General features: G+C 61.1%; 17 protein-coding genes. 11 read left to right on the forward strand and 6 right to left on the reverse strand.

What is annotated here, in order from left to right; all coding sequences use genetic code 11:
• Positions 1-75: 75 nt before the first annotated feature.
• The 5 genes from B2P82_RS08650 (at position 76) to B2P82_RS08670 (ending at position 5,702) form a co-directional block, all read left to right on the forward strand.
• A complete protein-coding gene (locus tag B2P82_RS08650; RefSeq protein ID WP_290496503.1) occupies positions 76-1,530 on the forward strand; it encodes a cryptochrome/photolyase family protein in 1,455 nt (484 codons plus the stop codon).
• Positions 1,527-2,843: an NAD(P)/FAD-dependent oxidoreductase gene (locus tag B2P82_RS08655; protein WP_290496505.1), complete on the forward strand. Its 1,317-nt coding sequence runs from the start codon at positions 1,527-1,529 to the stop codon at positions 2,841-2,843. The genes B2P82_RS08650 and B2P82_RS08655 overlap by 4 nt, the downstream gene beginning before the upstream one ends.
• On the forward strand, positions 2,840-3,661 hold the full coding sequence (locus tag B2P82_RS08660) for a DUF1365 domain-containing protein (protein ID WP_290496508.1): 822 nt from the start codon (positions 2,840-2,842) through the stop codon (positions 3,659-3,661). Before B2P82_RS08655 ends, B2P82_RS08660 begins: the two co-directional genes overlap by 4 nt.
• Positions 3,658-4,881, forward strand: a complete 1,224-nt coding sequence (locus tag B2P82_RS08665; RefSeq protein WP_290496510.1) for an SAM-dependent methyltransferase — start codon at positions 3,658-3,660, stop codon at positions 4,879-4,881. The genes B2P82_RS08660 and B2P82_RS08665 overlap by 4 nt, the downstream gene beginning before the upstream one ends.
• 134 nt (positions 4,882-5,015) lie before the next feature.
• On the forward strand, positions 5,016-5,702 hold the full coding sequence (locus tag B2P82_RS08670; protein WP_290496512.1) for a hypothetical protein: 687 nt from the start codon (positions 5,016-5,018) through the stop codon (positions 5,700-5,702).
• 205 nt (positions 5,703-5,907) lie between these two features.
• Here the strand turns inward: B2P82_RS08670 and pyrG are convergent, their stop codons facing one another.
• The 3 genes from pyrG to tpiA all read right to left on the reverse strand — a co-directional run bounded on the left by pyrG (position 5,908) and on the right by tpiA (position 8,915).
• Complete coding sequence (gene pyrG / locus B2P82_RS08675; RefSeq protein WP_034815501.1) at positions 5,908-7,545, reverse strand: CTP synthase; 1,638 nt, start codon at positions 7,543-7,545, stop codon at positions 5,908-5,910.
• Between the two features lie 63 nt (positions 7,546-7,608).
• Positions 7,609-8,082 (reverse strand): preprotein translocase subunit SecG, encoded by a 474-nt coding sequence (gene secG / locus B2P82_RS08680; protein WP_290496515.1) that lies wholly within the window; start codon positions 8,080-8,082, stop codon positions 7,609-7,611.
• Between the two features lie 83 nt (positions 8,083-8,165).
• Positions 8,166-8,915, reverse strand: coding sequence for a triose-phosphate isomerase (tpiA, locus tag B2P82_RS08685; protein ID WP_290496518.1), 750 nt, complete (start codon positions 8,913-8,915; stop codon positions 8,166-8,168).
• Between the two features lie 97 nt (positions 8,916-9,012).
• Between tpiA and B2P82_RS08690 the strand changes: the two genes are divergently transcribed.
• From B2P82_RS08690 to B2P82_RS08700, 3 genes are read left to right on the forward strand one after another with little or no spacing between them, the layout of a single operon-like run.
• Positions 9,013-10,914: a peptidylprolyl isomerase gene (locus B2P82_RS08690; protein WP_290496520.1), complete on the forward strand. Its 1,902-nt coding sequence runs from the start codon at positions 9,013-9,015 to the stop codon at positions 10,912-10,914.
• Positions 10,911-12,338: an anthranilate synthase component I gene (trpE, locus tag B2P82_RS08695; RefSeq protein WP_290496522.1), complete on the forward strand. Its 1,428-nt coding sequence runs from the start codon at positions 10,911-10,913 to the stop codon at positions 12,336-12,338. Before B2P82_RS08690 ends, trpE begins: the two co-directional genes overlap by 4 nt.
• Entirely contained in the window at positions 12,335-12,919 is a 585-nt protein-coding gene (locus tag B2P82_RS08700; protein ID WP_290496524.1) for an anthranilate synthase component II, read from the forward strand. The genes trpE and B2P82_RS08700 overlap by 4 nt, the downstream gene beginning before the upstream one ends.
• On the opposite strand, the gene B2P82_RS08705 is transcribed toward B2P82_RS08700, so the two are convergent.
• Both B2P82_RS08705 and B2P82_RS08710 read right to left on the reverse strand, forming a co-directional pair.
• Positions 12,916-13,392, reverse strand: coding sequence for a pyridoxamine 5'-phosphate oxidase family protein (locus B2P82_RS08705; protein ID WP_034815510.1), 477 nt, complete (start codon positions 13,390-13,392; stop codon positions 12,916-12,918). The genes B2P82_RS08700 and B2P82_RS08705 overlap by 4 nt on opposite strands.
• A 129-nt stretch (positions 13,393-13,521) precedes the next feature.
• A complete protein-coding gene (locus B2P82_RS08710) occupies positions 13,522-14,529 on the reverse strand; it encodes a class I SAM-dependent methyltransferase (protein WP_290479540.1) in 1,008 nt (335 codons plus the stop codon).
• Between the two features lie 213 nt (positions 14,530-14,742).
• Here B2P82_RS08710 and trpD point away from each other — a divergent pair, with 213 nt between their 5' ends.
• From trpD to lexA, 3 genes are all read left to right on the forward strand, one after another.
• Positions 14,743-15,774, forward strand: a complete 1,032-nt coding sequence (gene trpD, locus B2P82_RS08715) for an anthranilate phosphoribosyltransferase (protein WP_290496529.1) — start codon at positions 14,743-14,745, stop codon at positions 15,772-15,774.
• A complete protein-coding gene (gene trpC, locus B2P82_RS08720) occupies positions 15,771-16,574 on the forward strand; it encodes an indole-3-glycerol phosphate synthase TrpC (protein ID WP_290496531.1) in 804 nt (267 codons plus the stop codon). Before trpD ends, trpC begins: the two co-directional genes overlap by 4 nt.
• A 61-nt stretch (positions 16,575-16,635) precedes the next feature.
• Positions 16,636-17,316, forward strand: coding sequence for a transcriptional repressor LexA (lexA, locus tag B2P82_RS08725; protein ID WP_034815518.1), 681 nt, complete (start codon positions 16,636-16,638; stop codon positions 17,314-17,316).
• Here the strand turns inward: lexA and B2P82_RS08730 are convergent.
• Positions 17,313-19,433, reverse strand: a complete 2,121-nt coding sequence (locus B2P82_RS08730) for a ComEC/Rec2 family competence protein (protein WP_290496535.1) — start codon at positions 19,431-19,433, stop codon at positions 17,313-17,315. The genes lexA and B2P82_RS08730 overlap by 4 nt on opposite strands.
• Positions 19,434-19,449: the final 16 nt, after the last annotated feature.

A 19,449-nucleotide genomic window follows, 5' to 3' on the forward strand; every position in this document is an offset into this window, starting at 1 on the left:
TCAGCCCCGCATGATCCATTCCGCGAACTCGCGCGTAGAGGCTTTGAAAACTGTTCAACCCTGCCCGGAGGTCTTGTGTCACAATCTGCGCCTGCCATCATCTGGTTCCGCGAAGACCTGCGCCTTACCGACAATCCGGCCCTGCATGCCGCCGTCTCGTCCGGCAGGCCCCTCGTCTTGCTCTACATACTGGACGAGCAGACCAAAGGCCTGCGGCCACTTGGCGGCGCCTCGAAATGGTGGCTGGACAAATCCCTGCGCGCGCTTGCCGCTGATATCAAACAGGCGGGCGCCCAGCTGACCCTTCGCTCCGGGCAATCCGCCGATGTGCTGGACACCGTCATCGAAGAGACCGGCGCAGAGTCCATTTTCTGGAATCGCCGCTATGACCAGCCCGAACGCGATCTGGATGCCGCAATCAAGGAAGACCTGGCCCAGCGGGGCCTGGATGTCTCCAGCTACAATGCGCGGCTGCTGAACGAGCCGTGGCAGGTCGAGACCAATGCGGGTGGCTACTACAAGGTGTTCACTCCTTACTGGCGCGCGGCCCGCAACAACTTCGTCGCGCGCGACACGTATGGCCGCCACAAGAAGTTGAGCGGCCCCAAACCCGAAAGCGAATCCCTCGATGATTGGGGCCTCCACCCGTCGAACCCTGACTGGTCCACAGGCTTTGATGACTGGACCCCCGGCGAGGACGGCGCGATTGCCCGCCTGACCGATTTCCTTGATGGGCCAATCGATGGTTACAAGGAAGATCGCAACCGCCCGGACCTCGACATATCCACGTCCGGTCTCTCCCCACATCTCCGTTTCGGCGAGATCGGACCACTGCAGATATGGCGCGCTGTTCATGCTGGTATGGAAGCCGGCACGATCCCCGAAAAGGATGGTCACACCTTCCTTTCAGAAATTGGCTGGCGGGAATTTTCCCATACACTCCTGTTTTACAATCCGGCGCTCGCCTCCGAAAACTATAATGACTCATTCGAGTTCATGCCGTGGCGAAAAGACAAGAATGCCTTTGACGCCTGGACCAAGGGCCAGACCGGCTATCCGATGGTTGACGCAGGCATGCGCCAGCTCTGGCTGACAGGCTGGATGCACAACCGGGTACGGATGATTGTCGCCTCCTTCCTGACCAAGCACCTCCTCCTGCCCTGGCAGGATGGCGAAGCATGGTTCTGGGACACGCTGGTCGATGCTGACCCGGCCAACAATGCCGCCAGCTGGCAATGGACTGCAGGCTCCGGTGCCGATGCGGCGCCCTATTTCCGGGTCTTCAATCCGATCAGCCAGGGCAGCAAGTTCGACGAGACCGGCGACTATGTGCGGCGCTTCTGCCCGGAACTGAAGAACCTGCCACACAAGTACCTGCACGCCCCGTGGGAAGCCAGCGAAGAGATTCTGAACAAGGCCGGCATCCAGCTCGGCAAGACCTATCCGAAACCCATAGTCGACCACTCCGGCGCTCGCCAGCGCGCACTCGACGCATATGATACACTGAAAGAAAAGCGAGACGCCGCATGAAACGCATCGCCATTATTGGATCTGGAATATCCGGCCTCGGCGCTGCATGGGCGCTACGCAATTCCGCACACGTAACACTTTACGAACAATCAGGCCGGGCCGGAGGGCACGCATGCACGCATGCGTTCGACTATGACGGCCACGAAACGAAGGTCGATCTCGGCTTCATCGTTTATAATGCACTCAACTATCCGAACCTGATCGGCTTCTTCGATGCACTTGGTGTCGAAACACAGGCGTCCGACATGAGCTTTGCGGTCTCTGATCCGAAAGGCTGGGAGTGGGCGTCCACACTGAAAGGCATCTTTGCCCAGCGTCGCAATTTCCTGAGCCCGAAATTCCATCGCTTCTGGCGCACCATCCTCCGCTTCAACGACATTGCGCGCGCAGAACTCGCCGATGGCACGATTACGGATACAACTCTGGGCGCATGGCTCGACCGCCATGAGTTCGATACAGATTTCCGCACGAACTATATTCTGCCCATGGGGGCCGCCATCTGGTCCACCTGCGAAGACAAAATGCTCGACTACCCCGCCATGAGCTTCTTCCAGTTCTTCGACAATCACCGCCTCATGCACAAGGAACGCCCGAAATGGCGTACCGTCACCGGTGGCAGTGAAAACTATGTCCGCACAGTTGCGGACGCGCTCGGCGACCGGGTTCGCCTCAACTCGGGCGTCGAGCGCATTTTTCCCTTTGGTGACCATATCGCGGTCGTGACGACCGATGGCCGTCGCGAAATATTCGATGATGTCATTCTCGCCACCCATTCCGACCAGGCCCTGCGCCTGACCGAGGAACATTTCGACGATCAGGCCTTCCTGCTCCGCTCGGTTCGCTATCGGCCAAACCGTATCTATCTCCACCGCGACCCGGCGCTGATGCCATCGCGCAAGGCCGCCTGGGCCAGCTGGAACGTGCTGAAACAGGAAAGCGGCGACATCTGCCTCACCTATTGGATGAACCGGCTGCAGGGCCTGCCCGATGAGCGCCCGCTCTTCATCACGCTGAACCCCGACACGCCCCCTCGCGACGAGCTGACCTTTCTCGAATATGATTTCGAACATCCGCAGTTCAATGCCGCCGCCGAAGCAGCCGTGCGCAGCCTGAAGCGTATTCAGGGCCAGAACGGGCTCTGGATCGCTGGCGCATGGATGGGCCGCGGCTTTCATGAGGACGGCCTGAAATCCGGTCTCTCAGCCGCCCTTTCGCTTGGCGGATCCGTGCCGTGGACGGCCGAAGGTGTGGACATTGTACAGCCAGCACGCAAACTTCGCCCTGTGGAAGTCGCTGCCGAGGTGTCTGTTTGACCAATGCGCATCCCCAACCCGCACTGAGCCTCTGGAAGGGCCAGACTGTCCATGTGCGCTATCAGCCATTCGAGCGGCGGTTTGCATATGATCTCGTCCTGATTGATCTCGACATCGATCGCTTGGACGAGGCCGCGGCCAGCTCAGCCCTGTTCAGCGTCAACGCGCCCGGCCTGTTCGCCTTCCGCACCGAAGACCACGGCCCCAAGCAGAAAGACGCGCCGCTACGTCCCTGGGCCGAATCCGAACTTGCCAAGGCGGGCGTCACACTGGACGGCGGCGCCATCCGCCTCGTCACCTTCCCGCGCCACCTGTTCTACAAATTTGCGCCCCTCTCGCTCTGGTACGGCTACGGCCCGGACGGTGACCTGCGGGGGATCATTTATGAAGTGAACAACACATTCGGCGAGACCCATTGTTACGTTGCCGCCGTCAATCCGGGCCGCAACGCGCACAATGCGCCAAAGTCTTTCCACGTATCCCCCTTCTTCGACGTCACCGGAACCTACCGCTTCACCCTGCGTTCGCCGGAAGACAAATTGGGAGTGGTCGTGGAAAGCCTGAGACATGAAAAGCGCCTTCATATGGCAAACATCACCGCCCGGCGGATGCCTGCCACCAGCGCAAACCTGCTGAAGCTCGCACTCACCAATCCGCTCTCCACGCTCGGAGTGACCCTCGGAATCCACTGGCAGGCCCTCAAAGTGTGGATGCGCGGCGCCGCCTATCGCCCCAAGCCGACCCCTCCGGAATCCGGCACAACAATTGCGTTGTCCCAACAAATACGTAATGCTGATAAGCGGAAGGATGCCGCATGACCGAGGTCATCAAAGCCAGCACCCAGACCATTCGGAACCTGAAAGACGTTCCGACAAGCTTTCGTCTGGCCGCCTTCGCGCTGCTCAATACCCAGAAGGGCAGCGTGTCCTTTGTCTTGTCCGGCGACCGCGTGCTCGAATACAGGCATGACGATACCGGTCCTCATGCCACCATCATTGTCCACGATTATAATTTCGTGAAACGCGCCATGGCTGGCGGCGATGTCGGCTTTGCCGAGGCTTACATGGATGGCGAATGGTCGACGCCTGACCTGACCGAAGTGCTGCGCTTCTTCTCTGCCAATTTCGACAATATCGGCAAGCTTGCCGTGGGCGGTGCAGTGGTGCGCTGGGTCAACATGGTCCGCCACATCTTCAACCGCAATTCCCGGGAAGGCGCGAAGAAGAACATCATGGCCCATTATGATCTGGGCAATGACTTCTACAGTCTCTGGCTGGACCCTTCGATGACCTATTCCTCGGCCATCTTCGACAGCCCGAACATGAGCCTCGAACAGGGCCAACAGAACAAGTACCGGAACATCTGTGACCGGATCAGTGCTGGGCCATCGTCGGAAATCCTGGAAATCGGCTGCGGCTGGGGCGGCTTTGCCGAATATGCCGCCAAGCAACGCGGCTCGAAAGTCACGTGCCTGACCATCTCGCCATCCCAGCGTGATTTCGCCATGCAGCGGATGCAGAAACAGGGCCTCAGTGAACGTGTAGAAATCCGCCTCGAAGACTATCGCGACCATCAGGGCCAATATGATGGAGTCGCCTCCATCGAGATGTTCGAAGCGGTCGGGGAATCCTACTGGCCGAGCTATTTCGCGAAAATCTTCGAAAGTCTGAAACAGGGCGGCCGCGCCGCGCTCCAGATCATCACCATCGATGACGAGCTGTTCCCGCGCTACCGCAAGCGCGTCGACTTCATCCAGCGCCACATATTTCCGGGCGGCATGCTGCCTAGCGAGACCGCTCTGAAGGAACAGTTCCACACGGCGGGCCTGCGCCATGACGGCGTCACCTATTTCGGTCAGGACTATGCCCGCACCTGCCGCGAATGGGCGCGCGATTTCAATGCCAACTGGGACACGATCGCCAAGCTGGACTTCGACGAACCCTTCCGCCGCATGTGGAATTTCTACCTGTCCTATTGCGATGCCGGCTTCACTGACGGCCGCATCAATGTCGGCCAGTTCCAGGTGTCCAAGCCTTAGAACCACATCCGCCTTTCGGCGCATGCCGATGATACGGGCTCGGTAGTCCCGCAAGCCCCGCAGAATCCTCCAATAAAATCAAAGACTGTTGAAAGACCAATCCGACCGGCACTCCTACCCCGGATGCTCAGCCCATGTCCGAACTGCGCTATTCACCTCCACAGGAAATCCGCTCCGCCGTCTGGCTGATGCTGAATGTCATCAGCCTCGGCGTGATCCAGTTGCGCGAGCGGCTCGGCCTGACGCCACATACGCCGCTCTTGTCGCGTCACGCGATTTCGCGCCTGTCGCGCTTCCTGGCCCAGGCCGAACCGGCGCTGCGCCGCTGTCTCTATCTCTGCGCGGCCGAACTGGGTGCGTTGCCTGTATTCCCTCGAGAGACAGCCAGTTCAGGTCCGGCGCGCCCGCGAGAAACCACGCAACACATCGCCCGCGCATCCCAGCCAGCTTTCCGTCTGTTCGAAACCCGGGCTCATCGCCCGGATGCAAAGCCGCCCAGGCCGACATTCAAGACCGGCCCACGCATCCGCTTCCTTGATGCGGACGACGTCCCAGATATCCATGAATACGATAAACTCCCGAGCGACATCCTGCCCGCCAAACGCCTCGTCCGCCGACTGATGGCCCTCGACCATGCGATGGATCATCGCGATCTATATATCGAAAAGATCCGCCGCTGCCTTGGCGAAGCCAGACAACTGATCGCCAAAACCGGCAAGCGCCTCTTCCGGCACGGCCCCCTGACGCGCCTGCAATGCGAGACAGCCCAACTGATCGAGGCTGAAACGCACGCCGTGCAACCCCACTTCAATTCGTCCTGAGGCGGATTGTTTTTGGAGACACGCACCCGGCCGGAATCTTCCGCGCCGGATAAAAGTGCTGGTCGCCCCCTCCGCGTCACACCCGATGAGCGCAGCTCATCTGGGTGCCCATCCCAAAACCGGGCCGCTAGTGCATGAGGCAAAACCAGAGATGGGCCCTCAAACCGCTTCGCGGTCGAGGGTGACGGATCTTGACGGAAGGATCCTAAACCAGTCGGCTCTGCTTGACCGCCGCGCCGATGAAGCTTGCAAACAATGGGTGCGGCTCGAACGGACGGGACTTCAGCTCTGGGTGATACTGCACGCCGATGAACCAGGGGTGCTCCGGAAGCTCGAAAATCTCCGGCAGCTTGCCATCTGGCGACAGGCCGGAGAATAGCCCACCGGCCTTTTCCAGCGCCTTGATGTAACCGGCATTCACCTCATAGCGGTGACGGTGGCGTTCGGAGATATCGAGCGTGCCATAGATTTCGGCAACCTTGCTGCCCGGCGTCAGGCGGGCCGGATACGCGCCGAGGCGCATCGTGCCGCCCTTGTCGGTATTGGCATCGCGCTGGACCTTTTCGTTGCCCTTGGTCCACTCTTCCATCAGGCCGACCAGCGGCGCAGACGTGTCCGGGTCATTCTCGGTCGTGTTCGCGTCCTCGATACCAGCCATGTTGCGGGCCGCCTCGATCACCGACATCTGCATGCCATAGCAAATACCGAAGCACGGCACGTTGCGCTCGCGGGCAAACCTTGCCGCGCGCATCTTGCCATGTGCGCCGCGCTCGCCAAAGCCGCCCGGCAGGATGATTCCATGCACACCTTCCAAAATGTCCAGCGGCCGATGCTCATCATCGAATTCTTCGGAATTGATCAGGCGGATGTCGACCTTCACCTTGTTGGCAAGGCCGCCATGCGTCAGCGCCTCGGCAACGGATTTGTAGGCGTCCGGCACATCGGTGTATTTTCCGACGAGGCCGATACAGACATTGCCGTCCGGATGATGCGTCGTGTGCGCAATCTCGCTCCAGCCGGACAGGTCCGGCTCCGGGGCGTCTTCGATGCGGAAATGCGACAGGACTTCCTTGTCGAGCCCCTCGGCATGATAAGCGCCCGGCACATCATAGATGTGGCCCACATCGCGCGCTTCGATCACGCTGGAGAGGCGCACATTACAGAAGCTGGCAATCTTGCCCTTCTCGGTCTCCGGAATCGGCCGGTCACACCGGCAGAGCAGCACATCGGGCTGAATACCGATCGAGCGCAGCTCCTTCACCGAGTGCTGGGTCGGCTTGGTCTTCATCTCACCCGCCGCCGGAATATAGGGAAGCAGTGTCAGATGGATAAAGCATGCGCGCTCCGGCCCGAGTTCCTGGCCGAGCTGACGGATCGCCTCGAAAAATGGCAGGCCCTCAATATCGCCGACCGTGCCGCCGATTTCGCAGAGCACGAATTCCACATCCTCGCCCGGATCGGACAGGACGAAATCCTTGATCTCGTTGGTCACGTGCGGGATCACCTGGATCGTCGCGCCGAGATAATCCCCGCGCCGTTCCTTCTCGATGATGCGGCTATAGATCCGCCCCGTCGTGATATTGTCGGACTGGCGTGCCGAGACGCCGGTGAAGCGCTCATAATGGCCAAGGTCCAGATCGGTCTCTGCGCCGTCATCGGTGACATAGACTTCGCCATGTTGGCGGGGGCTCATCGTGCCGGGATCGACATTGAGATACGGATCGAGCTTGCGCAGACGGACCTTGTAGCCACGCGCCTGAAGCAACGCACCGAGTGCGGCGGAAGCGATACCCTTGCCAAGGGAGGACACCACGCCGCCTGTAATGAAAATATAGCGGATCATGGGATCACCCTGATGCCGTGATTCGGACAAATGGGACGCAGGGAAAACACCTGCGCGGCGCAATTACTGGGGATTACCTGTTTCCGGCTCGGTTTCCGGCACAGGATCAGCCTCGATAGCGGCGGGTGGCATGTCTGCCGTAGGATCGATCAGGACACCCGGCTCAGCCGCTTCCGGCGCGGGCGTGGACAGGCCGTCCTGGCCCTCCAGCAGCGGCGCGGTTGGATCCAGCAGGTCAACCGGGCCGGTTGCGCCATCTTCGTCAGCGCCAAGTGCGCGCTCGACATTGGTGCGCGTATCCGTGTTGCGATTGGCCAGTGTGGTCAGCGCCAGGCTGGTCACGAAGAAGATACCGGCAAACATGATCGTGGAACGCACCAGGGCGCCGGCAGCGCCACGTCCGGACATGAGCGATCCCGCGCCGCCCCCGCCGCCACCACCAATACCGAGGCCGCCGCCTTCGGATTTCTGGATCAGGACCAGTCCTGTCACGATAAGACAGGCGAGGATGTGGACTACAAGGATGACGTTCTGCATGGCTGGTGCGTTTCCAGTAAAATTCAAGCGGCCCGCATATCCCCATTGGGGACAGACGCCAAGCCTTCGGGTTCAGTCTTTGATTACTTTGCTTGACCGTAAATGGCGAGGAAATCCGCCGCCTTCAAGCTTGCCCCCCCAATTAGACCGCCATTCACATCCTTGACCGCAAGGATTTCAGCCGCATTTCCCGGCTTCATGCTGCCGCCATAGAGCAGCGGAATGAGGTCTGCGGCCTCAGCACCGAATCGTTCTGCAAGGCGCGTGCGGATCGCGGTATGAACTTCATCAATCTGATCTGGCGTGGCAACTTCGCCCGTACCGATGGCCCAGATTGGCTCATATGCAATCACAATCCGTTCAGCCGCGGCCCCGTCCGGAATCGAGCCTGCGATCTGGCTGGCCACGAATTCCAGCGTCTCACCTGCCTTGCGCTGGTCGAGGCTTTCGCCAATGCAAATGATCGGCGTCAGACTCGCGCGCAGGGCGGCTGCGGCTTGTGCGGCCACGATTTCATTGCTCTCCGCATGGTCTGTCCGGCGCTCTGAATGGCCAACAATGACATGGGTTGCGCCCGCGTCTGCCAGCATTTCTGCCGACACATCACCAGTATGCGCGCCGCTTTCGGCCGCATGGCAGGTTTCGCCACCGACCCGCAGCGCTGAGCCGTGCGCGGCCTCTGCCGCAAGGGTCAGAAGGGTTGCCGGTACGCACAACAGCGCCTCGACCCCGGCCTTGCCTTGACCCACGCCTGCAGCCGCATCTCGGATTTCCCCAAGGCTGGACTTGAGGCCGTTCATCTTCCAATTCCCGGCGATAAGTGTTCTGGTCATAAGCTATCCCTATCTTGAAAGACCTAACGGGGTCGCCTAGCAAGCACTGGACCACCGCTCAACCTGCCAGAAAGACGCTGCCGATATGCTAGCCTTGATGAAAAGCCTGATGAATTCCTTCGTCGGGAAGATTATTGTCATGATCATCATTGCGGGGATGGCATTCTGGGGTGTTGACCAGATGTTCGCTCAGCTGCGGGGCGGAATCGGCTCCAACATGGCCGCCGCGGGCAGCCGGGGCTTTGATGCCGTCACCTTCGATCGCCGCGTTGAGAGCGTCATCCGGAACATCAATGCGGACTCCGAAGAGCCCGTTACCAAGCCGGAATTGCTGGAACAGGGTGTCATCGACCAGGTCTTCCAGCTCGAAGCCGCCAAGCTCACCTTGCTCGGCTATGCCGACTCCATCGGCGTCCATCCCTCCACCGATGCCGTTGTGGAAGAACTGAAGAATATCGACGCCTTCAAGAACCCGCTGACCGGCGCGCTCGACCTCGATACCTATCGCGATGTCCTCTATCGCAGCCGCATCACCCAGGCTGACTATGAACAGCAATTGTCTGACGATCTGACGATGAAAGCGCTGCGCGACGCAGCCGGCGCCGCGATCTTTCCGCCGAAAACGCTTTCCGGATTGCAAGCGCGCTATATTGGCGAAGCGCGCAATGTCGGCTGGTTCATTCTCGATACGAGCAGCCTGCCAGAGCCTGACGCGCCCACCGAAGAAGACATTCGCGCCTATTATGATGAAAATCTCGAAGCGCTGAAACAGCCTGAGCGTCGGATGATTGATGTGCTGCGCATGTCTGCCGAAGACTTCCTGTCAGAGGTCACTGTGACTGATCAGGAAGTGGCCACCGTCTACGAGGCCAGCAAGTCGGAGCGGTACTCGGAGCCTGACACCCGCACCTATGTCGAGCTCATGTTCTCCAGCCGCGAAGCGGCCCGCACGGCCTTTGGCCTGCTCGCCGCAGGCGCAGACCCGGCAAGCGTAGAAGGCGTCGCCTCGCGCGAAACCAAGACTGGCCGCCGTGAAAGCGTGTCTGATCCCCTGCTCGCCGAAGCCATGTTCGGGGCTGGCAAGCAGAGCGGCGCCCTGTTTGGCCCGGCTGAGCGCGGCGACCAATGGCTCGTTGCGCGGCTCGCCTCCGTCCAGCCCGGCGCGGTTTTCCCTCTGGAACAGGTTGAAGGCGAGATCCGCGGCCAACTCTCCCGCGAACGCGCCGCCGTCCTCCTGTTTGAGAAAATGGAAGCGCTGGATCGCGCAATTGGCGCTGGCTACCCGATCGGTCAGATCGCCGAGGAAGTTGGCGTGCCGCTCATCACTTTCGCGCCCGTCGACCAGTCTGGCCGCACCCGTGAAGGCGTGGCACTCATGGGCTTGATCAGCGCCGGAGAAGCTTTCCAGCAGGCGTTTGAAATCCCGGTGGGTGAAACCAGCAACCGCATCGACATTGGCGAAGCGACCTATCTCACATCCCCCCGCAAAGTGCTTGAAAGCTACACGCCGGAATTTGAAGAATTGCGCGAGGATGTGCGCACCGGTCTTGTTCGCCAGCGTGAAGCCAACGGCGTACAGGCCGCGCTGGATGATCTGACCGACCGGATCAAGTCGGGCGAGAGCACACTGGAAGCTGAAGCGCGCGCTGCCAACGAAGTGGTCGAAACACCCCTCGCGCCGATCACACGGCGCACGGCTGCCGATTCCGGCCTGCCAAATGCGGCAGTCACTTCCGTCTTCAGCGGCAAGGAAGGCGATGTCTTCACCTTCCCGAGCCGGACGGGTGATGCAGTCATGGTGATGCAGATCACCGACATCACACCACCGAGCGAGGCGGACATGTCGGAACTGGCACCATTGGCCAATTCCAGCCTGCTGACCTCTCTGCAGACCGATCTTGATCAGGCGATGGAAGCCGAGATCGCGGCCACCATGAAGCTACGCACCAATCAGGGCACGCTCAGAGCCTACAAGGCCACTATCACGTCAGACCAATGAGCAATGCCAGACTGATTGTCCGTCGGCGAATCGGGGACATAGAAACCCCGGTTGCCGCCATGCTGAAGCTGGGCGCGGAAACGCCCGGCAGCTTCCTGTTCGAGTCGATTGCAGGTGGCGAACGCCTCGGGCGATATTCCTTCATCGGGCTTGAACCTGACCGCTGGTTCCGCATTCTCAATGGCAAGGCCGAGACGGCCAGCGATGCTGACTTCTCGGACGCCAAGACGCTTGATGCCGAGCCTGTTACGGCCCTGAAAGCCTTTGCCCGCGATGCCCGCGCCAGCGCCGACGAAGACCTGCCACCTATGGCCTCAGGGGCCTTTGGCTATGTCGGCTATGACATGATCCAATATGTCGAGCCGGTGGAGATTACAAAGCCGGACATGCTGAACGTGCCGGAAGCCCTGCTGGTCATCCCGCGCGTGGTCATCGTGTTCGATCACATCTATCAGGAAATCCTGCTGATCGGCCGCGTCGAAGCCGACAACGAATCCGAGATCAACGCCCTGCTGGATGATGTCGAGGCACGGCTGGAACGCCTGCCCGAGATGCCACCGAAGGATCAGGCGCCCGCGCCGGTGGAATTGCAGTCCAATACGTGCAAGGCGCGCTATTTCGAGATTGTCGAAGCGTGCAAGGACTATATCCGCGCCGGGGACATTTTCCAGGTCGTACCGAGCCAACGTTTCTCCACACCCTTCCCGCGCCAATCGATCAGCTATTACCGCGCGCTTCGCCGCCTGAATCCGTCGGCCTTCATGTTCCACATGAATCTCGGCGCGGTCAGCCTGGTCGGCTCCAGCCCGGAAATTCTCGTTCGCGTCCGCGATGGCCGCGTTGCCATCCGTCCGATCGCCGGCACACGGCCGCGCAGCGGGGATGATGAGGAAGACGCCCGCCGCGCCGAGGGCTTGCTCAACGATCCGAAAGAGATCGCCGAGCACCTCATGTTGCTGGACCTTGGCCGCAACGATGTCGGCCGCGTCGCCGCCTATGGCAGCGTGACGGTCACCGAGCAGTTCATCGTCGAGCGCTACAGCCACGTCATGCACATCGTCAGCCATGTCGAAGGCGACCTGCGCGAGGGGCTCGACAGCGTGGATGCGCTCTTCGCAGGCTTCCCCGCGGGCACCGTCTCGGGCGCGCCGAAGATCCGTGCCATGCAGATCATCAACGAGATGGAGAGCCATCGCCGCGGCATCTATGGCGGCGCAGTCGGCTATTTCGGCTGGAATGGCGATCTCGACACCTGTATCGCGCTGCGCACCGCGGTGCTGAAGGATGGCCAATTGCACATCCAGGCTGGCGGCGGCGTCGTGCTCGATTCCGTGCCGCAATACGAATATGATGAAACCGTCCACAAGGCAGGCGCACTTCGCCGCGCTGCCGAACTGGCCGCCGCATATGAGCATGATCAATGAGCGCGCCAAAGAAGCAGATCCTCGTCATCGACAATTATGACAGCTTCACCTGGAATCTCGTCCATTATCTGGAAGAGCTGGGCGCGGAAACGCGCGTGGTCCGCAATGATGAAATGACGGTCGAGGATGCCCTCGCCACCGGTGCGGACGGCATTCTCCTGTCTCCCGGCCCCTGCTCTCCCAACGAGGCCGGCATCTGTGTGGGGCTGATCCAGAAGGCGCCCAAAGACCTGGCGATCCTCGGCGTCTGCCTCGGCCATCAGTCCATCGGGCAAGCCTTTGGCGGCGAGGTCATCACCGCCAGGGAAATCCGGCATGGCAAGCTGTCAGAGATCCGCCAGACCGGCGGGGACCTTTTCGAAGGTTTGCCCGAAACCTATCAAGTGGTGCGATACCATTCACTCGCGGTGAAGCCCGAAGACCTGCCGGAAGTTCTGGTAGCCGACGCCTTCACCGAGGATGGCGAAGTCATGGCCCTGCACCACAAGACACGGCCGATCTATGGCGTGCAATTCCACCCGGAAAGCATCCTGACCGAGCACGGCCACGCCTTGCTCAAGAACTGGCTCGACAAGCTCTAGAAGCTGATTTCGAAATGCTCGCCAATGTCCGGCTTGTCGTCGGTGAGATTGGCTTTGGCAATTTCGTAGAAGAACTTCGCGCCGCCTTTTGACGTCCAGACTTCACCGGCATCAAGCGACAGTTTCAGCAGCAGGACATCAGGATCCTGTTTGCCGTCTTCGTACCAGCTGGCGGCAATGAAGCTCCAGTATTCGTCGAGCTTTTCCTTGTTGATCTCAGGCGTCAGGCGGCCTGACAGGCTGGCATAAAGCCCTTCCTTGTCATTGCACAGAACATAGTGCGCGTTCGTTCCGTTGGCATGTTCGGCCATGAACGTACCCTTGGCGGTGATGAACCACAGCTCGCGCTTGTTCTCATCAACATAGTGGGACATGGGCACAGCCCGGCCATCAATCACGAGCATGCCTGTGCGGCAGTCTTCAAGACGGTCCCAGAAAGTTTCGGTGAGGTCTTTGTCAGCGAGTTGGGTCATGGGAGGGGAAGTTCCTTTCAGTGTTTCCCTCTCAACGCCTTTCCGGGCAGCCGGTTCCGGAAGACGGTTCGCGCTCCAATGAAAAAGGGGCCCGGTCAGGGCCCCTTCCCGATACGGATGATGACGCGCCTATTCAGGCTTGCGGAAGCGCAGCGTCATCCGGTCGGATTCGCCAATCTCGGCAAAAGCTGCACGCTCTGCAGAGCCTTCTTCCGACGTCCCAAAGCTCGGTGGCAGGCGCCACACAATGTCGCCCGGACCGGCATCGTCGGCTGGGTTCGCATTGACCTCACTCGACTCTTCCAGTTCGAACCCGGCAGCCTCGAAAGCTTCGACCACGAAGCTGGTCTTCAGATATCCTGCATTTCCATCGGCCCACTCATCCGGCGTGTCTTCCGACGCGCGATGCTGGACCACGCCGACGACGCCGCCTGGCTTCAGAATGCGATACGTCTCAGCAATGGTAGCTGAAAACGTGCCAAGCTCTGCTTCGGTCCGGTAGAGATTGTGCAATGCGCGAATGAACAATGCGGCGTCGGCCTTCTCGGCCTTGTCGTCCGGCAGTGTCGTCAGCTTGTAGTCATAGACTTTCGCGCCATTCTCGCCAGCCCAGCCTTCTGCGGTCTCGGTCCAGCCTTCAAGCTGGGCCAGGATGCCCGCGACGCGTTCCTCGTCAGCGCCTGGAAGGATGCGGATCCACATCTCGTCCGGATAGTGCGCGCCGATCAGCTTGCCCTCAGGGCCGAGATAAGGAAGCAGGATCTTGGAGTACCAGCCACGGCCCGGCAGGGCCTCGACGACCGTCATACCCGGCTCAATGCCGAAGAACTCCAGCGTCGCACCCGGATTGCGCGCCTCGTAGCGGGCCTGAACGTCTTCGGGCTGCGATGCGAGCGCCGCGGCAAGCGCGACAGACGAGGAAACATCCATCGCCTCATCAGCTGTCTCGGCCATCTCCGCCATCTCGGCTTCGGCAGACTGGTCAATTTCCACTGACCCTTCAGCTTCCATCACCCTTTCCACCTCGATCGTCTCTTCGGCGGTCAGGTTGTCTGACATATCGTCAGCCGGTGCGGTCTGACAGGCGGCCAGCAAGGCCATGCCAGCAACGCTCGCGAGCAACAAATTGGGTTTCATAATGTCCTCCTCAATCAGGTCAGTTTTCTCTTGAAGTTCCCCTGTTCGGCGAACCTACCCCAATCTTCCTGCAAATGCGATCACGTGTTCGTGTATCCTGCTTGAAGCCTTTGTGGCGGATGCAGTGAAACCTCGCCCTGCGGCGTCGTCAGACTTGATCTGACGCCCCCACACACCCTATGCAGACGCGAACCAGACCCGGATGACCTTCCTATGCCATCAGACAGTCTCACCACCGCCCTGCTGGCCATTGCCCGCCGCCAGCCGCTGGACATCGCTACGCTTGAGGGGGCTTTCGACAAGCTCCTGTCCGGCGGGGCGGCGCCTGAAGAAATCGGTGCGTTCCTCATGGGCCTGACCGTGCGGGGCGAGACAGCTGATGAGCTCGCGGCCGGGGCCCGCATCATGCGACAGCATGCCCGCAAGGTGCATGTGGAAGGGCCTGTCCTCGATACATGCGGCACAGGCGGCCTGCCCTGGAAGAGCCTGAACACCTCCACCGCCAGCGCCATCGTCATCGCGGCGGCGGGTGGACGGGTCGCCAAGCATGGCAATCGCTCGGTGCCGCCCAAGACCGGCTCGGCCGACGTGCTCGAAGCCCTCGGCGTCAATCTCGACATGGACGAAGAAACCTTCCTCGACTGCCTGAATGGCTGCGGTGTGGCCTTCATGTTCGCGCGCAGCCATCACAGCGCCATGCGCCATGTCGCGCCGGTGCGCGCAAAACTCGGCATCCGCACCATCTTCAATCTGCTCGGCCCACTCAGCAATCCGGCCGGCGCCGAATACCAGGTTCTGGGCGTATTCGCGCCCGAATGGGTGCGACCAATGGCCGAGACCCTGTCGCGTCTCGGCACCAAGCGCGCCTGGGTCGTGCACGGCCTGGACGGCATCGACGAGATCTCCATCGCCGGCACAACGAAAGTCTGTGAAGTGGCGGGCGACGATTTACACGAATTCGAGCTGACCCCCGCCGATGCCGGACTGGAAACGAGCCCGCTTTCGACCCTGGAGGGCGGAGGCGTGGAAGACAATGCGCTCGCCATCACCGAATTGCTGGAGGGCCAGGAAGGCCCGTTCCGCGATGTCGTGCTGCTCAACGCAGCCGCTGGCCTCCACATATATGGTAAGGCCGACACGCTCAAACAGGGCGCCGCCATGGCCGTCGAGGCCATCGATAGCGGCAAGGCCCGGCAAACCCTGCGAGCACTGGCCGCCCTCTCCAACGGGCAGGACCCGGAATGAGCACCGCCCTTGATCGCATCATCGCCTACAAGGTCGATGAAGTCGCCGCCGCCAAGCGCGAGACCCCGCTGACCGCGCTGGAGTCACGCCTGCCCGAGGCCAGCCCGCCGCGCGGCTTCGCTCAATCCATGTCCATGATTGCCGGCCTCGACGAGAACGCACTGATCTGCGAGCTGAAGCGCAAGAGCCCGTCCGCCGGGGACATCCTGCCGGGCGCGGACCCTATCCAGATTGCCCGCGAATATGAATCCGGTGGCGCGGCCTGCCTCTCTGTCCTGACGGATGGGCCGAGCTTTGGCGGCAGCCTGGAGGATTTCGTTCAAATTCGCTCCGCTGTCGGCCTGCCCATGCTGCGCAAGGATTTCATGATCGATCCCTATCAGGTGATCGAATCCCGCGTGCATGGCGCCGATTGCGTCCTGGTCATCATGGCCTGCCTCAGCGACGCTCAGGCCAGCGAGATGACGGATACGGCACTCGACCTCGGCATGGACGTCCTGCTCGAGACCCACAATGAGGAAGAGCTGGCACGCGCGCTCGATCTGCCGTCTCCGCTCATTGGCATCAACAATCGGGACTTGAAGCGCATGGTCACCGATCTGGGCACAACCGAGCGCCTCGCGCCGCTGGTCCCGGCTGAGAAGGTGCTGATTTCCGAAAGTGGCGTCTCATCGCCCGAACATATCAAAAGATTGCGCGAAACAGGCGCCCGGCGCTTTCTTATCGGGGAAAGCCTTATGAAAATGGGCATAAACCGCCACAAAAGCGTTACACAAATGAGGGTAGCTGGCACGAATTGACCCGAAGCATGAACACATGTAGAACATAAGTGAACATAGATTCGCCCGAAGGGAGTCACCCGTGCTGACTAGTAAACAAAAGGAATTGCTGCTCTTCATCAATGAGCGCATTCAGGAAACCGGCGTTTCGCCATCCTTTGACGAGATGAAGGATGCGCTGAACCTGGCGTCCAAATCCGGCATCCACCGTCTTATCACAGCGCTTGAAGAGCGCGGGTTCATCCGGCGTCTTGCGCATCGGGCCCGCGCCCTTGAAGTGCTGAAACTACCGGAATCGGTTTCGCCCGGCGCCCCTCGCGGCCGCAAGGAGTTCAAGCCGGCACTCGTATCCTCCGGTCAGCCCGCCCCGACTCAGAGCGCACATACCGTGCCGCTGATCGGCCGTATCGCCGCTGGCCTGCCGATTTCTGCGATCCAGCAGGACAATGGTCACGTCAACGCGCCGGATGGCCTGACCGATGGGGAAGAACACTTCGCCCTCGAAGTTCAGGGCGACTCGATGATCGACGCGGGTATCCTTGAAGGTGACATCGTGGTCTGCCGCCGCACGGATACAGCCAATACCGGCGACATCGTCGTCGCGCTGGTCGACGGTGAGGAGGCCACACTGAAGCGGCTTCGCCGCAAAGGCGCCTCCGTGGCGCTTGAAGCCGCCAACCCGGCGTTTGAAACACGCATTTTCGGGCCAGACCGGGTGCAGGTTCAGGGCCGCCTCGTCGCTCTGATCCGTCGCTACGACTAATCGGTTTCCACACCGCAAGGTTTCCAGGGCCGCGCTTTACAAGGCGCGGTCTTTTTTGATGGCGCACCTTTCGTGTTGAGAGTGATGGCACCTGTCCGGACCACGTCAGACCACAAGACAGGCTCAGCGCAACTGACGGATCGTTCGCCCGTATCCGTCAGGGCGTGTGGGACAAGTTCATACGCGGCATCGGCGCGAGGATGACAGGCTGTGGCATCGGCGTCGGGGCGCGGCAGCGCTATCCGGCCGATCTCGGCATCCAGAATGCACGGCCAGTCTGCACACAGGCCTGACGGCTCCAACGTGCTGAACCGCATCGGCGACAAACCATCGCCATCGATGTAGCGGATCTTGTGCACCTCGCCGCCAGCCAGCCGCACGAACACGTCGCCCGAAGCCGACCAATGCAGCGCCATGGCCGGGGCCGCGATCCAGAGCCAGATTGCCGGCCCGCTGAGGGCCACCACAAACAGCCAGCGCCATATGCCCCTTGCAACCACAGCCAGTCCCAACGCCGCACTGAACAGGACGAGTGAGACACCCGGCATCTGCTTGCCGGGAGACAGCCCGCCTGGTGCCTGTTCGGTACACGTCTGGGCGATCCAGAGAATGGCCTCCAGCGAATAGCCAAAGACACGCAAGCCCAGATCTCCGTATCCAAATGGTGTGAGGATCAGCGCGGCCGCAGCGGCGGGCGCGCTCACGAACGTGATCACCGGCATGGCTGCGAGATTGGCCAGCAGGCCGAGCCCCGCGAGCCGGTCAAAATGGTAGAGTGCATACGGGGCCGTTGCCGTGCCGGCGACGAGAGACGTGACCGCGAGCGAGGCCCAGCTATAGCTGAAGCTGCCCAGCATCTTGTCAGAAGCGGATCGGCGCGCTGTCCACGCCTCGTAGGTGGCGATCAGGGCGCCTGACGCTGCGAACGACATCTGGAAGCCGGGCGTCATGACGCTTTCCGGCTGCAACAGGATCACCAGGATCATCGCAATTGCAAAGGAGCGCAGGCTAAGCGCTGCCCGGTCGAACAGGACCGCGCCGAACACGACCGCCAGCATGATGAAAGCCCGCTGGGTGGAAACGCCCGCGCCGGAAAGGATGAGATAAGCCAAACTCGCCGCGAGTGCGATGATCGCTGCGGGTTTCTGCACCGCCACGCGCAGCGCCAATGGCTCGATACAGGCGAGCAGTCGCCGCATGAGGTAGAAAACCAGCCCGCCCACAATCGCCATATGGAGACCGGAGATTGCCAGAAGGTGCGCCAGGCCGGAATTACGCAGGGCGACCTGATCCTCCACGCGCATATAGCTGCGGTCGCCCGAAACGAGCGCAGCCGCGAAGCCACCCGCCCGATCACCCGCGGCAATGTTTACATGCGCCGCCAATTGCCTGCGAAAGGCTGCGACCTTCATCCGGATATCTGGCAGTATTCCATCCGGCGCGCCAAGCGTGCCACCCCGGCAGCGGCCCTGCACATAGCCGACGCCTCCAAGTTGTTCGAACCATGCCTGCCGCCGGAAATCATATTCCCCCTCCATGCTCGGGGCGGGCGGCGGCCTCAGCACACCCCAGCATCGTACAAAGCGTCCGGAGGAAACCTCCAGCCGGGAGCGATGCGTCAGGCGCACGGTCTTGGGTGTCGTTTCCGGCGTCAGCCCTGCGATGGCGTGCACATCGATGCGCAAACGGGGTCCCTTGGCGCCAGTCTCGATTTCCGACAGCCAGCCCTCGACCATGACCGGCCCGGTCTCTGCAACGATCACGGGCGCTGCGACCAGCCGCGCCCGCAATGCTGCAGAACTCATCCCAAGCGCCGCGCCGAAGGCAAGCCACACGCAAAGTTGAAGCAGGGATGGCAACAGGAATCGTCGCCCCAGCGCGATCAGGATCGACATGGCAAGCGGCGCCAGCAATACCGGTTCAAAGTCTGGTTCAGCGGGAGCCAGAAAATACGCCCCAGCGCCGCTTGCCATAGCAAAGGCGAGCAACAGGGGCAGTGCATCGACGGTCGCAATTGACCATATCTGACGTGGCTGCGCTGCATCCTGCGCGGCGCGCCCCTTGCCTTTGGCAGGGGAGTTGTGTTTCTGCGGCGCAAGAGCCTCACCCGCGTCCATCAATCGGAGCCTGCCT

The sequence above is a fragment of the Hyphomonas sp. UBA4494 genome (assembly GCF_002388935.1).
Lineage (GTDB): Bacteria > Pseudomonadota > Alphaproteobacteria > Caulobacterales > Hyphomonadaceae > Hyphomonas.